At 59.2% G+C, this 17,649-nt stretch carries 14 protein-coding genes and 1 pseudogene; 11 read left to right on the forward strand and 4 right to left on the reverse strand.

Translation table 11 applies throughout. The features are described from left to right. Window positions 1–279: 279 nt before the first annotated feature. Window positions 280–2,457, forward strand: coding sequence for a malate synthase G (locus DKB71_RS30725; RefSeq protein ID WP_408599165.1), 2,178 nt, complete (start codon window positions 280–282; stop codon window positions 2,455–2,457). A gap of 62 nt (window positions 2,458–2,519) precedes the next feature. On the opposite strand, the gene DKB71_RS30730 is transcribed toward DKB71_RS30725, so the two are convergent. Then, complete coding sequence (locus DKB71_RS30730; protein ID WP_274075543.1) at window positions 2,520–3,428, reverse strand: EamA family transporter; 909 nt, start codon at window positions 3,426–3,428, stop codon at window positions 2,520–2,522. A gap of 374 nt (window positions 3,429–3,802) precedes the next feature. After that, window positions 3,803–4,246: a response regulator gene (locus tag DKB71_RS30735; protein ID WP_274075544.1), complete on the reverse strand. Its 444-nt coding sequence runs from the start codon at window positions 4,244–4,246 to the stop codon at window positions 3,803–3,805. 254 nt (window positions 4,247–4,500) lie between these two features. Between DKB71_RS30735 and DKB71_RS30740 the strand changes: the two genes are divergently transcribed. The 10 genes and pseudogenes from DKB71_RS30740 to DKB71_RS30785 all read left to right on the forward strand — a co-directional run. Then, the gene (locus tag DKB71_RS30740) at window positions 4,501–6,441 is read left to right on the forward strand and encodes a putative nucleotidyltransferase substrate binding domain-containing protein (RefSeq protein WP_408599166.1); all 1,941 of its coding nucleotides are present in this window, start codon (window positions 4,501–4,503) and stop codon (window positions 6,439–6,441) included. Further along, complete coding sequence (locus DKB71_RS30745) at window positions 6,438–7,145, forward strand: 3'-5' exonuclease (protein WP_323606572.1); 708 nt, start codon at window positions 6,438–6,440, stop codon at window positions 7,143–7,145. The genes DKB71_RS30740 and DKB71_RS30745 overlap by 4 nt, the downstream gene beginning before the upstream one ends. A 228-nt stretch (window positions 7,146–7,373) precedes the next feature. Then, a complete protein-coding gene (locus DKB71_RS30750; RefSeq protein ID WP_032831242.1) occupies window positions 7,374–7,892 on the forward strand; it encodes an RNA polymerase sigma factor in 519 nt (172 codons plus the stop codon). Then, the gene (locus DKB71_RS30755) at window positions 7,889–8,851 is read left to right on the forward strand and encodes a FecR domain-containing protein (protein ID WP_408599167.1); all 963 of its coding nucleotides are present in this window, start codon (window positions 7,889–7,891) and stop codon (window positions 8,849–8,851) included. Before DKB71_RS30750 ends, DKB71_RS30755 begins: the two co-directional genes overlap by 4 nt. Window positions 8,852–8,972: 121 nt before the next feature. Continuing rightward, complete coding sequence (locus DKB71_RS30760) at window positions 8,973–11,402, forward strand: TonB-dependent siderophore receptor (RefSeq protein WP_408599168.1); 2,430 nt, start codon at window positions 8,973–8,975, stop codon at window positions 11,400–11,402. Between the two features lie 72 nt (window positions 11,403–11,474). After that, on the forward strand, window positions 11,475–12,605 hold the full coding sequence (locus DKB71_RS30765; RefSeq protein WP_408599169.1) for a PepSY-associated TM helix domain-containing protein: 1,131 nt from the start codon (window positions 11,475–11,477) through the stop codon (window positions 12,603–12,605). Next, window positions 12,602–12,781 (forward strand): hypothetical protein, encoded by a 180-nt coding sequence (locus DKB71_RS30770; protein ID WP_274075550.1) that lies wholly within the window; start codon window positions 12,602–12,604, stop codon window positions 12,779–12,781. The genes DKB71_RS30765 and DKB71_RS30770 overlap by 4 nt, the downstream gene beginning before the upstream one ends. Window positions 12,782–13,059: 278 nt before the next feature. Further along, window positions 13,060–14,361, forward strand: a complete 1,302-nt coding sequence (locus DKB71_RS30775; RefSeq protein WP_323626440.1) for an MFS transporter — start codon at window positions 13,060–13,062, stop codon at window positions 14,359–14,361. Window positions 14,362–14,529: 168 nt separating this feature from the next. Continuing rightward, the gene (locus DKB71_RS30780) at window positions 14,530–15,159 is read left to right on the forward strand and encodes a glutathione S-transferase (protein ID WP_408599170.1); all 630 of its coding nucleotides are present in this window, start codon (window positions 14,530–14,532) and stop codon (window positions 15,157–15,159) included. 144 nt (window positions 15,160–15,303) lie between these two features. Beyond that, window positions 15,304–15,616: pseudogene (locus DKB71_RS30785) on the forward strand (RHS repeat-associated core domain-containing protein); the annotation flags it as partial. A 430-nt stretch (window positions 15,617–16,046) separates the two neighbouring features. Here DKB71_RS30785 and DKB71_RS30790 read toward each other — a convergent pair. Beyond that, a complete protein-coding gene (locus DKB71_RS30790) occupies window positions 16,047–16,271 on the reverse strand; it encodes a hypothetical protein (protein ID WP_408599171.1) in 225 nt (74 codons plus the stop codon). Continuing rightward, the gene (gene creD, locus DKB71_RS30795; RefSeq protein ID WP_408599172.1) at window positions 16,268–17,638 is read right to left on the reverse strand and encodes a cell envelope integrity protein CreD; all 1,371 of its coding nucleotides are present in this window, start codon (window positions 17,636–17,638) and stop codon (window positions 16,268–16,270) included. Before creD ends, DKB71_RS30790 begins: the two co-directional genes overlap by 4 nt. Between the last annotated feature and the right edge of the window lie 11 nt (window positions 17,639–17,649).

The raw sequence follows: 17,649 nt of genomic DNA on the forward strand, positions 1-17,649 counted from the left end.
GGGTCGCAGAACGACGTAATTAGTCTAATTTTCACAACCGCAACTCATCATGTAGTATGCCGCTGCGCGCACTACATAACGTTGGATCGATGTCCGCCACAGGCGCAGTCGCATCCCTGAAAGCCCTGTCAGCAAGGCCCTAAAGCCGTTGATTGGTCCCCACCCAGCCGTCAGAAATGGCATGTACTGGTCGCAGGGTTTGTGGTTTAAATGGCCAGAGGCTTCATTGTTAAATTGAAGAGCTGAAAAGCGAAATAGCTGAGCAGAGTGAGGCAAGCAATGACTGAACACGTTCAAGTCGGTGGCCTGCAGGTCGCCAAAGTCCTGTTCGACTTCGTGAACAACGAAGCCATTCCCGGTACCGGCCTCACCGCCGATAAGTTCTGGGCCGGTGCCGACAAGGTCATTCATGACCTGGCGCCGAAGAACAAAGCCCTACTCGCCAAACGCGATGATTTCCAGGCTCGTATCGATTCCTGGCACCAGGAACGCGCCGGCCAGGCGCACGATGCCGTGGCTTATAAAGCCTTCCTGCAAGACATCGGTTATCTGCTGCCAGAAGCGGCCGATTTCCAGGTAACGACGCAAAACGTCGATGAAGAAATCGCCCGCATGGCCGGTCCACAACTCGTGGTGCCGGTGATGAATGCCCGCTTCGCGCTCAACGCCTCGAACGCCCGCTGGGGTTCGCTGTATGACGCGCTCTACGGCACCGACGCCATCAGCGAAGCTGACGGCGCGGAGAAAGGCAAAGGCTACAACAAGGTTCGCGGCGACAAGGTCATCGCCTTCGCCCGCGCCTTCCTCGACGAAGCGGCGCCCTTGGCGGCCGGCTCCCACGTCGATTCCACGCACTACAACATCGTTGACGGCAAACTGGTGGTCGCCCTCAAAGGCGGCAGCAACAGCGGCCTGCGCAACGATGCCCAGCTGATCGGTTTCCAGGGCGATGCCTCGGCACCCACCGCGATCCTCCTGAAAAACAACGGCCTGCACTTCGAAATCCAGGTTGATGCCAGTACCCCGGTCGGCCAGACCGACGCAGCGGGTGTCAAAGACATCCTGATGGAAGCCGCGCTGACCACAATCATGGACTGCGAAGACTCGGTCGCCGCCGTCGACGCCTATGACAAGGTGGTGATCTACCGCAACTGGCTCGGCCTGATGAAGGGCGACCTGTCGGAAGAAGTCGCCAAGGGCGGCAAGACGTTTACCCGCACCATGAACGCCGACCGCACCTACACCGGTGTCGACGGTAACGCGGTGAACCTGCACGGTCGTTCGTTGTTGTTCGTGCGCAACGTCGGTCACCTGATGACCATCGACGCGATCCTCGATAAAGACGGCAACGAAGTGCCTGAGGGCATCCTCGATGGCCTGGTGACTTGCCTGGCGGCGATGCACAACCTCAACGGCAACACTTCGCGCAAAAACACCCGCACCGGCTCCATCTACATTGTGAAGCCGAAGATGCACGGTCCTGAAGAAGCGGCGTTCACCAACGAGCTGTTCGGGCGCATCGAAGACGTGCTGGGCTTGGCGCGCAACACCCTGAAAGTCGGCATCATGGACGAGGAACGCCGTACCACGGTCAACCTCAAGGCCTGCATCAAGGCCGCCAGCGAGCGCGTGGTGTTCATCAATACCGGTTTCCTTGACCGCACGGGCGATGAAATCCACACCTCCATGGAAGCCGGCCCGATGGTGCGCAAGGCTGACATGAAGGCGGAAAAATGGATCGGCGCCTACGAGAACTCCAACGTCGATATCGGCTTGAGCACCGGCCTGCAAGGTCGCGCGCAGATCGGTAAAGGCATGTGGGCCATGCCGGACCTGATGGCAGCGATGCTGGAACAGAAAATCGCTCACCCATTGGCCGGTGCCAACACCGCGTGGGTACCTTCGCCGACCGCCGCTGCGTTGCACGCGCTGCACTACCACAAGGTCGACGTGTTCGCCCGTCAGGCCGAACTGGCCAAGCGTGCCCATGCGTCGGTGGACGACATCCTGACCATCCCGCTGGCCGTGAACCCGCAGTGGACCGCCGAACAGATCCAGAACGAACTGGACAACAACAGCCAGGGCATCCTGGGTTATGTGGTGCGCTGGATCGACCAGGGAGTGGGTTGCTCGAAGGTGCCGGACATCAATGACGTCGGCCTGATGGAGGACCGTGCCACGCTGCGTATTTCCAGCCAGCACATCGCCAACTGGCTGCGCCATGGCATCGTCACCGAAGAGCAAGTGATGGAAAGCCTCAAGCGCATGGCGCCGGTGGTGGATCGTCAGAACGCCGGTGATGCGCTGTACCGTCCGCTGGCACCGAACTTCGACAGCAACATCGCCTTCCAGGCGGCGGTCGAACTGGTGGTGGAAGGTACCAAGCAGCCGAACGGCTATACCGAGCCGGTTCTGCACCGTCGTCGTCGCGAGTTCAAGGCCAGGAACGCGCTGTAAAATATAGTTGCTCGACAACAATCCCCCGGCCTGACGACCGGGGGATTATTGTTTTTACCCCGTTATTTCCTGAGCCGTAAGGCGCTTTCAGCGATGTAGTTCGCAATTCTTGGTGCAAACATGAATATGGCAATACCCAGGACCGTAAGCACGAGGGCAAATAGTTTTACGCCTTCAATGGGTTCATCGAGCACATACCATGAAGTCAGGATACCGGATACCGGAACGATGACAGACAACGGGGCAACCTGGCTCGCCGGATACTTCCTGATCAAGCGGTTCCACGCCCAATAACCGAAAATGGTCGCCACGTACGCCTGGAACAGGATGGACAACAACACCGACGTATTCAAGTCCGTCAACAACGCCTCAAAGGGCTCAGCCCCCTTCACCCAATAAGTCATCAGGTACAGCGGCGCAATTGCATACAGACTCGACCAGACGACGAAGGAAAAGATGTCGACGACCTTGCTTTTCTTGATCAGTACATTGCAAAGACTCCAGCAAAAGGCTGCCAGTAGTATCAGGAACAAACCCTGGCTCTGGTCATGCGATTCGGTCATATGAATGATGAACATCAGCCCCACCAATGCCAGGAGAATACCTGCTACCTGAATGGCCGACATTTTTTCGCCGAATAACATCACTCCCCATATGACCGTAAAAAAGGCACTGAATTGCAGGAGCAAAGAAGTCACACCAGCACTGACACCGAGAAACATTCCGTAGTTCATCAACCAACACATTCCGACCCCGAACAACAAACCGTATAGCGCGAGGGTTGAAGCACTGATGTTTTTCGGCTTAGGAACGAAAAACACCAAGGGAAATGCACAAAAAGTGAAACGCAAGGCAGTCAGCATAAACGGGTCTATTCCATCGAGGCTGATATCAATGACCGAATAGTTGCTACCCCACATGACTGTTACTACGAGAATCAAAAGCAAGTCGCGCCAATCCATTTTTATCATGTTGTTCCCTTATAACCATCCACACGCACACACCTGAGAACTCTAACTTCCAGGTCAAAAATGGAATCACTCACCAAAATGAGAACACGCTTGTTCAATAGCGCCACTCAATGAGTCGCTTCCGGGCTAAGAAATCGGCATGTAATGATTAGTTATTATTTTTCTGAGTTGATTGAAAAACGGATTCAACAAAATTCATCCGAACTTCAATCTTAGGGAAGATATCTGAAAACCTGATCAACAACCGCCAGCTATTTATGAGCAGACTTGTCTCAACTCAAGGAGAAAAATTCAATTACACCCAGGAGAACGCAAACTCCACTCAAACACGGTTGAAAGGAGATACGAGGCAACTATCACTTACAAATGTTTGGTTACTGAATTCCTAGTTCTTGCTTGACCAGCGCTAACAATTTTTCGGCATCGATCGGCTTGAGCAGGAAGTCCACTACGCTCAGGTGCATCGCGGCAATCGCGTCTTTTACGTCGGCATCGCCGGAGACGATGATGATCGGCATCGCCGCCCGCACAGACTCCCGCACCTGGCGAATCAGGTCCAGGCCATCGATATGGCCCATGCGCAGGTCGGTGATCACCAGGCCAATCGAGGGTTTCTCTTCCAACATCTTGAGTGCGGTTTCGCCACTGGCTGCCGTCATGCAACGAATGCCGTCCAATGCCAGGATCTCCGACAACAACTCTCGGGCGTCCTTGTCGTCGTCGACGATCAGCACCCGTTGCGGCGGCAGGTCGGGTTCCAGCATGACGTCACTGAGCGCCTGGCGCTCGGCGTCACTCAAAATATCGTGGTCGGACATGGCATTCTCTACATGTTCAATTCAATTCCCTAGCACAGTGGTGAGACATCGCTAAGCACACCATCAATGTGCACTCCGTCGGAAAATTTTCCAATAGGGCAAAGGTGAGGTTTTTCTCACGTTTGGGTAGGTTCTTTCCGAATCTGCATCACGTTTGCGGCCTACCTAGACTTACGTCCAATGGGCACCCCGACCGTAGGGGTCGACCATGGGTGAGTCATCCGACAACAACAATTCAAAAAAAGACTGCGGTAATGGTTATGAGTAAAGCGGACGCCTTCACACAGGCAGGGAAAACCGCGGTGTTGCAGAACATCCAGGGCACTTTGCAATTCCTTCAGCGCTTCCCGCCCTTCAACCAGATGGAACACGCGCACCTGGCGTACCTGGTCGAGCAATGTCAGCTGCGTTTTTATGCCCCCGGCGAGAGCATCATCAAGCCCGCGGACGGCCCGGTTGAGCACTTTTACATCGTCAAGCAGGGTCGGGTCGTCGGCGAACGGCCGCACACGGCCAAGGGCGGCACCGAAACCACTTTCGAAATCACCACCGGCGAGTGTTTCCCCCTCGCTGCGTTGCTGGGGGAGCGTGCGACCCGTACCGAACATCTCGCCGCCGAAGACACCTTTTGCCTGCAGCTGAACAAGCTGGCGTTCATCAAGCTTTTTGCCATTTCCGGCACCTTCCGCGACTTTGCCCTGCGTGGTGTGAGCAGCCTGCTGGACCAGGTCAATCAGCAGGTCCAGCAAAAAGCCGTGGAAACCCTGGGCACCCAATATTCTCTCAACACCCGCCTGGGTGAATTGGCCATGCGCCATCCAGTGATGTGCAGCCCAATCACGCCCCTGCGTGAGGCCGTGACCCAGATGCACGAGCAGCAGGTCGGCAGCATTGTGATCGTCAATGAACATAAGGCGCCGCTGGGGATTTTCACCCTGCGTGATCTGCGTCATGTGGTGGCCAACGGCACCGGCGACTTCAGCGAGGCGATCGAGCGGCACATGACCCGGTCTCCGTTTTTTCTGTCTCCGGACCACAGCGCCTTCGATGCCGCGATTGCAATGACCGAGCGGCATATCGCCCACGTCTGCCTGGTCAAGGATCAGCGCCTGTGCGGCGTGGTCTCCGAACGCGATCTGTTTTCCCTGCAACGGGTCGACCTGGTGCACCTGGCGCGCACCATTCGCAGCGCCCAGCGTGTGGAAAACCTGGTGCTGCTGCGGGGCGAGATCGGTCAACTGGTGGAGCGCATGCTGGCCCACGGCGCGTCTTCGACCCAGATCACCCACATCATTACTCTGCTCAACGACCACACCGTATGCCGGGTGATAGAGCTGACCCTGGCCGAGAAAGGCGACCCGGGTATCCCGTTCAGCTGGCTGTGTTTCGGCAGCGAAGGTCGCCGCGAACAGACGCTGCACACCGACCAGGACAACGGCATTCTGTTCGAAGCACAGGACGCGGCCCACGCCGCCGAGATTCGCGGAAAACTGCTGCCCATCGCCCATCAGATCAACCAGAGCCTGGCGCTCTGCGGTTTCACCCTGTGCAAAGGCAACATCATGGCCGGCAATCCCGAGCTGTGCCTGTCCCGGGCCGAATGGGCGCGACGCTTTGCGGCGTTTATCCGAGAGGCCACGCCAGAGAACCTGTTGGGTTCAAGTATTTACTTCGATTTGCGCGTGGTCTGGGGCAGCGAGCAAGGCTTCGAACAGTTGCGTCGGGGGATTCTCGACCAGGTGGCCGACAACCGCCTGTTCCAGCGCATGATGGCGGAAAACGCACTGCGCAATCGTCCTCCCGTAGGACGTTTCCGTGAGTTCGTGCTGGCGCGCAAAAATGGTGAGAAGGCCACTCTGGACCTGAAGATCCAGGGCCTGACTCCCTTCGTCGACGGCGCGCGGTTACTTGCCCTGGCCCACGGCATCGAAGCGAACAACACATTAGAGCGCTTCCGCCAACTGGTGGCCAAGGAGGTCATCGAGCCACTGGACGGCGCGGCGTACGAAGAGGCTTATCACTTCATCCAGCAAACCCGCATGCAACAACATCAGCTGCAGACCCGGGAAAATTTGCCCTACTCCAACCGGGTCGATCCCGACAGCCTCAATCATCTGGATCGACGCATCCTGCGTGAATCCCTGCGCCAGGCTCAACGCCTGCAAAGCAGCCTGACCCTGCGGTACCAACTATGAGCCTGTTTTCATGGCTGCGCCCCGCAGGCCCAAGCTTGTCCGTAGAGTTGCAGCAGCGCCTTCAATGCCTGCCAACGGTGGGCGGATTGAGTGAATGCAGCCTGCGCGAGCAGCGCTGGGTCGTGCTCGACCTGGAAACCACCGGGCTGAACATGAACAAGGACCGAGTACTGTCCATCGGCGCCGTGGTCATCGAGGATGGCGCAATCGACTTCAGTCGCCAGTTCGAGCGCACGTTGCAATGCGACGAACTCAAACTCGGCCCCAGTGTGCTGATTCACGGCCTGGGACCCAGCGCCATTGCCGCCGGCAGCGATCCGGCCGAAGCGTTACTGGAGTTCATGGAGTTTGTCGGCGACAGCCCGGTGCTGGCCTTTCATGCGCCGTTCGACCAGCACATGCTGGGACGCGCATTGAAAGATCACCTGGGCTACAAGTTGCAGCATGCTTTCCTGGATGTGGCGGATATCGCCCCTTTGCTGTGTCCCCAGGCCAACATCCGCGAAGCCGGTCTGGACGAGTGGATCGACTGGTTCAAGCTGGAAGTCTTCGAGCGTCACAACGCCAGCGCCGACGCCCTGGCGACCGCCGAACTGGCGCTGATCCTGTTCAGCCGCGCGCGTCAGCAGCATATCCATAGCCCGTTGAACCTGCAGCAGCGGTTGAATCAGTGGAAGCGGCGGCAGCAAACCCATTCCTTTTAACACCACCCCCCCTGTAGGAGCGAGCTTGCTCGCGAAAAAACATCAGGCGCATCGGTCCTACCGGCAAAACGCGTCATCGCTGACGTTTTTCGCGAGCAAGCTCGCTCCTACAAGGTCTTACGACAAACCCTACCCCTACCCGACCGGTGTCAATTGCTTACCTTCCTCGCCTCTGACAGAATCGCGAACAATTCTCGTTAGTTAACACTTCCCAATCGGTGATGCTGCGTGTCGTCAGTCCCAAGCCCGCAAAGTGAGCTCGTTGGTGCGCTATATCGCGACCACCGCGGTTGGCTATTGGCCTGGCTACGGCGCAATGTCGCCTGCCCGCAACGGGCCGAGGACCTGAGCCAGGACACCTTCGTGCGCCTGCTCGGACGTGAGGAACTGAAAGAGCCGCGCGAGCCGCGGGCGTTCCTGGTGGCGATTGCCAAGGGCCTGCTGTTCGACTACTTCCGCCGAGCCGCGCTGGAACAGGCTTACCTCACCGAACTGATGCTGATTCCAGAAGCCGAACAACCGTCGGTGGAAGAACAGCAAATGATCCTCGAAGACCTGAAGAACATCGATCGTCTGCTGGGCAAGCTGTCGAGCAAGGCCCGTGCGGCGTTTCTCTACAATCGTCTCGATGGCCTTGGCCACGCGGAAATTGCCGAGCGCCTCGGGGTGTCGGTGCCGCGGGTGCGCCAATACCTGGCCCAGGGCATCCGTCAGTGCTACATCGCCTTGTACGGTGAGCCAACATGAGCCCGGTCAGCTCCAAGCCGGTGTCGGCGCAGGTGCTCGATGCCGCCATCGCCTGGCAACTGTCCCTGGACTCCGGCAACCCGGTGGAACGCGAAGAGTTCGCCAAATGGCACGCCGCCCACGAAGAACACGCCCGCGCCTGGCGTCAACTGGGCATGCTCGACCAGCGTTTCAGCGTCGCCAGCGGCCCGGCCCGCACCGCCCTGCTGCAATCGCGCGAAGGCATTCGCCGGCGGGTGCGCAAGCTTGGCAGCGGCCTGGCCAGCATCGTTGCAGTGTTGGGGTTGGCGCTGTTTGCCGGTGAGCGTTACCTGCCAATCGACTATTGGCTGGCCGACCAGCGCACCGCCACCGGCGAGCAACGCACCATTCGCCTGGATGATGGCACCCTGATCAACCTCAACACCCACAGTGCGGTGGACGTGCGTTTCGATGAGAAGCAGCGACTGGTCGTCCTGCAGGAAGGCGAAATCCTGATCGAAACCGGTCACGGCGATGCCCGGCCGTTTATCGTTGAAACCCGCGAAGGCAGCATGCGCGCCCTCGGAACGCGGTTCCTGGTCAAGCGTGAAGAGCAAGGCACGCGACTGAGCGTGCTGCAATCGGCGGTGGCCGCCCATCCGCAATCCAGTCCCGAAGAGCAAATTCTGCGCGAAGGCCAGCAAATGCTGATTCGCAGCGACGGCCTGGGCCCGATTGCCGCGCTCAACCTCGGCGCCGATGCCTGGACCCGCGGCATGCTGGTGGTGGACAACGCGCGGCTGGAGGATCTGGTGCGTGAAATCGGTCGCTATCGCCCGGGTCACCTGGGTGTGGCGCCGGAAGTGGCTGATCTGCGGATCACCGGTAGCTTCCCACTCAAGGACACCAACCTGGCCCTGAACGCGTTGTTGCCGACCCTGCCGGTGCAGATCGAACAGCACACGCCATGGTGGGTGACGGTGGCGGCCAAGCCCTGACAGGTGGTGCAGGACGCCGTGCAAATGATGAATCGAAATTATTTTCATCCAGCCCTATCACTTTTTGATTTTCGTCCGGCACCTAGGCAATTGAGAAGTATTCACTTTCAGGAGCCGCTGTATGTCCCGTTCGCTAGACACCTTGTTGCGCCCCGGTTTGCTGGCGCTTGCCATCGCTCTTTGCTCTCCCTTGGCCAGCAGCCAACTGATCGCCGCTGAACAGGCGTCCAGCGTTCGCGCCTACAACCTGCCGGCCGCGCCATTGGCCAGCACCCTGAACCAGATCGCCAGCCAGGCGGGCCTGGCGCTGTCGTTGAACCCGTCGCTGGCCGCCGGCAAGACGTCGGCCCCGGTCCAGGGCCAGTTCGACGCTGCCGGCGCCCTGCGCGAAGCCCTGCGTGGCACCGGTCTGCAACTGGAACAAAGCGGCGGCACCTACACCCTGGTGGCGGTGCCCGAGGGCGTGATGGCCCTGCCGGCGACCAGCGTCATCGGCGTGGAAGCAGACCCTGAAAACGCCTGGGGCCCGGTGCAAGGGTATCTGGCCAAGCGCACGGCCGCCGGGACCAAGACCGACACCGCGCTGGTCGAGGTGCCGCGTTCGATTTCGATTGCAACGCGCGACCAGATGGACGACCGCAACGTGCACAGCCTCGACGACGCCGTGCGCTACATGCCCGGCATCACCGCCAGCAGCTACGGCAGCGATACCCGCGCCGACTGGTTGCGCGTGCGCGGCTTCGAGCCGACCCAGTTCCTCGATGGCCTGCCACTGCCTAAAGGCGTGTACGCCAACCCGAAACAGGAGACCTGGAACCTCGACCGCTTGGCCCTGCTGCGCGGCCCGGCTTCGTCGATCTACGGCCAGACCCCGCCGGGCGGCCTGCTGGACATGGTCAGCCGCCGTCCCAGCGCTGAATCGAGCAACGAGATCCAGGTGCAATACGGTAGCGACAATCATCGCCAGATCAACTTCGCCAGTACTGGCAAGATCGACGATGAAGGGCAGTTCCTCTACGGCCTGAGCGGTGTGGTCCGCGACAGCGGGACGCAGATCGACCACGTCGACAACAAGCGCTACAACATTGCGCCCAGCCTGACCTGGAACATCGACGAAGACACCACCTTCACTCTGCTCTCGCAGTTCACTCGTGACGATACCGGGATCACCAGCCAGTTCCTGCCGATCCAGGGCACCAGAATCCATTCACCGCTCGGCGATATTTCCCACCACAAAAACCTGGGCGACCCGGACTGGGAATACTACGACCGCACCTACTACGCACTGGGTTACGCCTTTGAACATCGTTTGAACGATGTCTGGCAGTTCCGCCAGAACCTGCGCTACACCAAGTCGGACCTGTCCTTCCAGGCGCTCACCGTCGGCGCCTATCCGTTCACTCAGGTCGATGCCGACGGCAACGTGGGCCGAACCAGTACCTCGACCGACGAGGACATCAGCCAGTTCGCCGTGGATAACAACTTCCAGGCCGACTTCGCCACCGGCGATGTCCAGCACACCTTGTTGCTCGGCCTCGATCACCAGCGCAGCAACACCAACTACACCTCGATCTTCGGCGATGGCCTGACCACCAACGTCAACAACCCGATTTATGGCCAGCCGATCGTGCGTCCACCACGCTCCGACGCGTTTTATGACTACGACCAGAAGACCTATCAGACCGGCCTCTACATCCAGGATCAGCTGGCCCTCGACCAATGGCGCCTGACCCTGGGCGGCCGCGAAGACTGGGTCCACACCGGCACCAAGTTCTTCAACAAGGGCGATGCCACCAACACCGAACGCGATACCAACTTCAGCGGCAACGCGGCGATCAGCTACGTGTTCGACAACGGCATCGTGCCGTACCTGTCGTACGCCGAATCGTTCCAGCCAACCAGCAACGCCACCGCATCGCCGACCGATTCGTTCAAGCCGACTGAAGGCGAACAATGGGAACTGGGCATCAAGTACCAGCCACCGGGCAGCGATACCTTGCTGAGCGCGGCGATCTACGACTTGACCCAGAAAAACGTTTCGGTCACCACGACCAATTCGGCCGGCGTCAATATCACCAGCCAGACCGGTGAAGTGAAGGTCAAGGGCCTGGAGCTGGAAGCCGTTTCCGACGTGACCGAAAACCTCAAGGTGATCGCGGCCTACACCTTGGCCAAGTCCGAAGTGCAGGATGGCACTTTCAAAGGCAACCGCCTGCAGCTGATGCCTAATCAACAGGCTTCGCTGTGGACCGACTACACCTGGCACAACGGCGTGCTGGACGGTTTCGGCGTGGGCGGCGGCGTTCGCTACACCGGCAACACCTACGGCGACCAGGCCAACACCGAGCTGGGCAAGGCTGACGCCTACACAGTGTTCGACGCTGCCGTTCATTACGACCTCGGTCGCCTGGACAACAGCCTCAAAGGTGCCTCGCTGGCGCTGAACGCGACCAACCTGTTCGACAAGGACTACATCTCGACTTGCGACAGTTTCTACTGCTACTACGGTGACCAACGCAGTGTCGTCGCCAGCGCCACCTACAAGTGGTAACGGCTTGACCCGACAGGCCCAACGACCCGGCCGTCCTTCGTGGACGGCTTTGGTTTTTCTGAAGGCTATGAAATGAAAAGTAAAACAATTCGCCGCTGGTCCTTCGTCCACACCTGGACCAGCCTGATCTGCACCGTGTTTCTGCTGATGCTGGCACTGACCGGCCTGCCGTTGATCTTCCACCACGAGATCGACCATCTGCTGGGCGATGCCGCCGAGCTGAAGCAGATGCCGGCGGACACCCCGCAGCTGAATTTGCAGCAACTGGTGCAGGCCGCTGAAAAACATCGTCCCGGCGAAGTCATGCAGTACTTCGGTTTCGACGAGGACGAACCCAACGGCGCGATCGCGATCATGGCGGCCACCGCCGGCACCGAGCCGAACTCGTCCCACACCTTCATGCTCGACGCCCGCACCGGCGAAGCGCTGGAGATGCCGTCGGCCAATGGCGGCTTCATGATGGTCATGCTGCGCCTGCACGTGGACATGTTCGCCGGGCTGCCGGGCAAGTTGCTGCTGGCGTTCATGGGGTTGCTGTTCGTCGTCGCGATCGTGTCCGGTACCGTGTTGTACCTGCCGTTCATGCGCCGCCTGAAATTCGCCACCGTGCGCCAGGACAAATCCACCCGCCTGCGGTGGCTCGACCTGCACAACCTGATCGGCGTAGTGACTTTGACCTGGGCTCTGGTGGTGGGTGTAACCGGCGTGATCAGTGCCTGCGCCGACCTGCTGATTGCCGCGTGGCGCAACGACAGCCTGAGCGCGATGGTCGCGCCGTATCGCGATGCGCCGCCATTGACGCAACTGGCACCGGCCACGCGTTTGCTCGACATCGCCAAGGAAGTCGCACCCGGCATGCAGCCGGATTTCATTGCCTTCCCCGGCACGCGATTCTCCAGCGAGCACCATTACGCGGTGTTCATGAAAGGCAGCACGCACCTGACCTCGCACTTGCTGACGCCGGTACTGATCGACGCCAGCACCCTGCAAGTCACCGCCGTGGCCGAACGGCCCTGGTACATGGACGCCATGGGCATGTCACAGCCGTTGCACTTCGGTGACTACGGCGGCATGCCGATGCAGATTCTCTGGGCGACCCTGGATGTGCTGACGATCATTGTGCTCGGCAGCGGCGTCTACCTGTGGGTGGTGCGGCGCAAGGCTTCGAAACCCGTGCTGGAAAAAGCGGAGAGCGTGGCATGAGGCCCCGGCAGTCGAATTTCTGGAAGGTGTTCGCCACCCCCACCGTCATCGCCTTGTTCAGCGCGGCGGGGTTGTTCGCCGCGCTGCTGGGCGATGGGATCTGGGATGCCTTGAGCTGGCTTGGCCTGGGTATTCCAGCCGCCCTCGCCCTGCGCGGCCTCCTCCAACGCCGATAATGCGCCCCCCTCTGTAGGAGCGAGCTTGCTCGCGATAAACCTGAGAACGCCTCGGGGAGCCAGACTTCCAGCGTCATATTGAAGGTCATCGCGAGCAAGCTCGTTCCTACAAGTCATACGACGACAATGCCCCCCCCCGCCCGTCGCCTCTCCCCGCTAAATCCCTGACATATTTGTTGACACATTCATCCTTGCGCTTCTATAAAGGCGCATGTTGTACGACAACCTACAACAAATGCGACACCCACAATAAATCCAAGAAAAATGACGGTGATGTGATGAAAGTCAAAGGCATCCGCTGGTGGATGGTCGGTCTGGTAACAGCCGGTCTGATCGTCAACTACCTCGCTCGCAACACCCTGTCAGTGGCCGCCCCGACCCTGATGAGCGAAATGAACATTACCACCGAGCAGTACTCGCACATCGTGGTCGCGTGGCAGGTCTGCTATGCGCTGATGCAACCGGTAGCCGGCTACATCATCGATGCCATCGGCACCAAAATGGGCTTCGCGATTTTTGCCTTCGCCTGGTCGATTGCCTGCGCGCTGGCAGCACTGGCGAGTGGCTGGCAGGGCTTGGCATTCGTTCGTGGCCTGCTCGGGCTGACGGAAGCGGCAGGCTTGCCGGCGGCCGTGAAAGCCACCACCGAATGGTTTCCGGCCAAGGAGCGTTCGGTAGCCATTGGCTGGTTCAACATCGGTTCATCGATCGGCGCACTGCTGGCGCCGCCCTTGGTGGTCTGGGCGATCCTGCACAGTGGCTGGGAACTGGCGTTCCTGATCGTCGGGGGCCTGGGCGTACTCTGGAGCTTGCTGTGGGTGCTCCTCTACAAGCATCCCCGGGATCAAAAACGCCTGGGCGATGAGGAGCGCGCCTACATCCTCAGCGGCCAGGAAGACCACTTCAAGGAACCGGCCACCAAAAAGGGCAGTTGGAAGAAAATCATCGGCAGCCGTAACTTCTACGCCATCGCCAGCGCGCGGATCCTTTCCGAGCCGGCCTGGCAGACTTTCAATGCCTGGATTCCGTTGTACCTGATGACCGAGCGGCACATGAACATCAAAGAGATCGCGATGTTCGCCTGGCTGCCGTTCCTCGCCGCTGACCTGGGCTGCGTGCTCGGTGGCTACCTGAGCCCGTTCTTCCACAAGCACTGCAAAGTGTCGCTGTTCACCTCGCGCAAAATGGTCCTGCTGTTCGGTGCCTCGTGCATGATCGGTCCGGCATGCATCGGCCTGGTCGCCAGCCCGTACACGGCGATTGCGCTGCTGTGCATCGGCGGTTTCGCCCACCAGACCTTGTCCGGTGCGCTGTACGCGATCACCTCTGACTCGTTCGGCAAAAACGAAGTGGCCACGGCCACAGGCATGGGCGGGATGTTCGGCTACCTCGGCGCGGCCGCTTTCACTCTGGTGTTCGGCGTGATGGTGACCAAGATCGGCTACAGCCCGCTGTTCGTGACCCTGGCGATTTTCGACATCGTCGCGGCGTTCATCGTCTGGACCGTTGCCCGGGAACTCAAGCCTCAGCAGGCAGCTCCGGGCCCTGAAGCCGGGCAGACGCTGCAACCAGCCAGCTAAAACGCAAAACCTGTGGGAGCGGGCTTGCTCGCGAATGCGATATGTCATCTGATTAATTGTTGACTGACACGACGCCTTCGCGAGCAAGCCCGCTCCCACATGGCTCATCTTGAACCCACGCATCAACGCGCTATGCTGCCCGACACCTCCTCTGACCGAGACGTCGCCATGTCCACCCCGAGCATGACCCTCTACTACAACCCCCTCTCCCCCTTCGTGCGCAAAGTCATGGTGCTCCTGCACGAAACCGGTCAACAGGACCGCGTTGCCCTGCAGAACTGCGTACTCACGCCGGTCGACCCGGACCAGAACCTGATCGACGACAACCCCCTGAGCAAGATCCCCGCCCTGCGCCTGGCCGACGCCAGCATCATCCACGACAGCCGGGTGATCCTCGATTACCTGGACCATCAGCACGTCGGCAACCCGCTGATCCCCCGCGAAGGCTCGGCCCGCTGGCGGCGCCTGACCCTCGCCTCCATGGCCGACGGGATCATGGACGCCGCGGTACTCGTACGCTACGAAGTCGCCCTGCGCGCCCCGGAAAAACACTGGGACCAATGGCTCGACGGCCAGCGCGACAAAATTCGCCGTACTTTAGCTTTGCTGGAGAAGGATGCGATTGCCGAGCTGACCAGCCATTTCGACGTAGCGGCGATCAGCGTGGCGTGTGCGTTGGGTTATGTGGATCTGCGCCATCCCGACCTGGAGTGGCGTGAAGCGAATCCGCAGTTGGCGGCGTGGTATTTCGAGGTGAGTCAGCGGCCTTCGATGCTGGCGACGATGCCGAAGGTTTAGCACTTCGCTGGTTGAAGTGACGTTTGATGCTGCGCAACGACCCTATCAGTTCTGCTAGTAGGCAAAAAATGAAAAAAATCCGATGCTTAAGGTCCGACTTTATGAACCGTACCTGGAGCTCGGTCAATGCCTATACATTCCAGTAAAACAGTCCTGCTCGCGACCGATCAACAGCTCGGTCCTAAATGCCCTCGACGCGAATAGGCCTCACCCCATCGCCTACTCACCCTACGGCCATCGGCCGGCAAAAAACGGCTTGCTCAGTTTGCTCGGGTTCAACGGCGAACGTCCTGACCCGCTGACCGGGCATTATCATTTGGGCAATGGGTATCGGCTGTTCAATACGGTGTTGATGCGGTTTAACAGACCGGACAGTTCGAGTCCATTTGAAGAAGGAGGAGTGAATGCCTACTCGTATTGCGAGGGTAACCCGATAGGCCGGTGCGACCCGACTGGACAATCATTTTTGTCGATGATCAGGAAAATGGTCACGTTTGTGACACCTGCCCATCCGGCTGCAACGCTCAAGCTCACGGCATCAACCGCTGCGGCGGTAGTAGGCGCCGCCGGGTTTATGGTAGAGGCTGACGATGAAACGGCAAACACCGCACTTCTAATTGGGTCAGGTCTTCTTTTAGGCGCTGGATTAGGGGGGATGTACCGATTCCGTCCTTCCAGGACTCCTCGACTGGCACCGACACCTAATACCGTTACCAGGGGAGATTTTGAGATGGGTCCTCTGAGAAGCTCTCCTGCCGATCCCCCCACGATCCAGCAGTTCATTCCTCGCGCTAGAATCCCTGGAGTTGGCAGCCCCACCAACGCCGCCAACCTAAATATAAGAACCGCCTGAACAAGTAAAAAGGGAAAAAATGGCACAGATTTATTTAAAAAGGAGTGTGCCCTCCAGCCGAGACGTCGCCCTGTCCGACGGGATCATGGACGCAGCGGCGTTGATCCGTTACAAAGTCTGGTTTTTCGCCGACTGGACCGGGCTTTTTACGAGCAAGTCGAACGCACCACACCGGATCAACCGGAAACAACCCGAAAATCAGCGTCGCCAGCACCTCCCCTTCCCGCTGATCTTCCCGCAACCCCAGCGACCGACTCATTCCATCGCTCCAATATCGAACGCCAACGGCTTGGCCGCTTTCTGTCCGACCCCATACCAATCCAGTTTGCGGGTCAGCACCATGAACACCCCGAGCAAGCCGAACAGCAACAACGACCCCATCAACAGCGCGTAATCCTCGGCACTCAACAAGCCATAAAGCAGGCCATACAGTGCCGCCAGCCCCACCGAAAAACTCAAGCCGTGACGCACGCTACGCAATACATGGCAGACATAGAACCCGATTAACAGCACACAAGCGCTGGCCGACAATAGATACGCCAAAGCAAAGCCAATGTGTTCGGACAGCGACAGCAAAAGCAGATAAAAGAACGCTAGCGCCACGCCCACTAAAGCGTATTGCACCGGGTGCACCGCCAGGCTTTCAAGCACTTCAAAAAGGAAGAAACCGGCGAACGTCAGGACGATGAACAGCAGTGCGTATTTGATCGCGCGGTCGCTTTTCAGGTATTGGTCCACCGGGTCGACGAAGCTCACGCCAAAACTGCGACCGGACAACGCCTCGCAAGCACCACGGGGCACGCAGCTGTTGAGGATCTCTTGCAGATTGGTGGAGAAAAACGAAGTCTGCCAATTGGCGGTGAAGCCTTGATCGGTGATTTCGCGCTGGGCTGGCAGGTAGTTGCCGATGAAACTGGGATGCGGCCAGTTGGTGCTCAGCGAGACCTTGCTTGTCTTGCCCACCGGCAGGATCTGCAACTGGCCGGTGCCTTGCAGCTTCAGGTCGAAACCGAAGGCCAGCTCTGTGTTTTGCCTCGCGTCCAACGCTGGCAACGTCACATGGACGCCCTCACCCAGCCAGCCGACCTGACTACCCGGAACGAAGTCCAGACGCTGGCCGTTGAGCTCGAGTTTCAAGGCATTCTCGATGCCGCGAATGTCGCTGATGCCGACCGCCAGGAATGGCCGATCGAATTGGTAATCTGCGAAATCTTCCTGGATACCCAGCTGCGCCGGCACTGAAAAATGGCCGCTGATGCGGTTGTCGGCATGGAACAGCCGCGCCTGGTAAATGCCTCGGGAACGCAGTTCGGTCTGGACCTGGCCGTCGAGTTCGAAGCGCTCCGGGAGGAAGTACAAACGACCGCGCTCTTCACCTGTTTCCTGATAGCGTTCGTGGGTTTTTTCGTGGGTCTTCCAGGTGCGCACGACCTTGCGATAGGGCACCACCAACAACGGCCCGCTCAATTGCTGGCTGTAACTGGCGCTGCGGGCGATGTCTTCAAGCACGCCGTCGCGCAGTTGCTGGCGGTCCTGGATGACGCCGTTGATCATCAGCAACGGGATCAGCAATAACACAATCAGCAGGGCAATCGCCCCGAGTTTCAAGGTCAGGCTTCGGTTCATGGGACTCTCCC

This window comes from Pseudomonas sp. PLMAX (genome assembly GCF_046042685.1).
Classification (GTDB): Bacteria; Pseudomonadota; Gammaproteobacteria; order Pseudomonadales; family Pseudomonadaceae; genus Aquipseudomonas; species Aquipseudomonas putida_AE.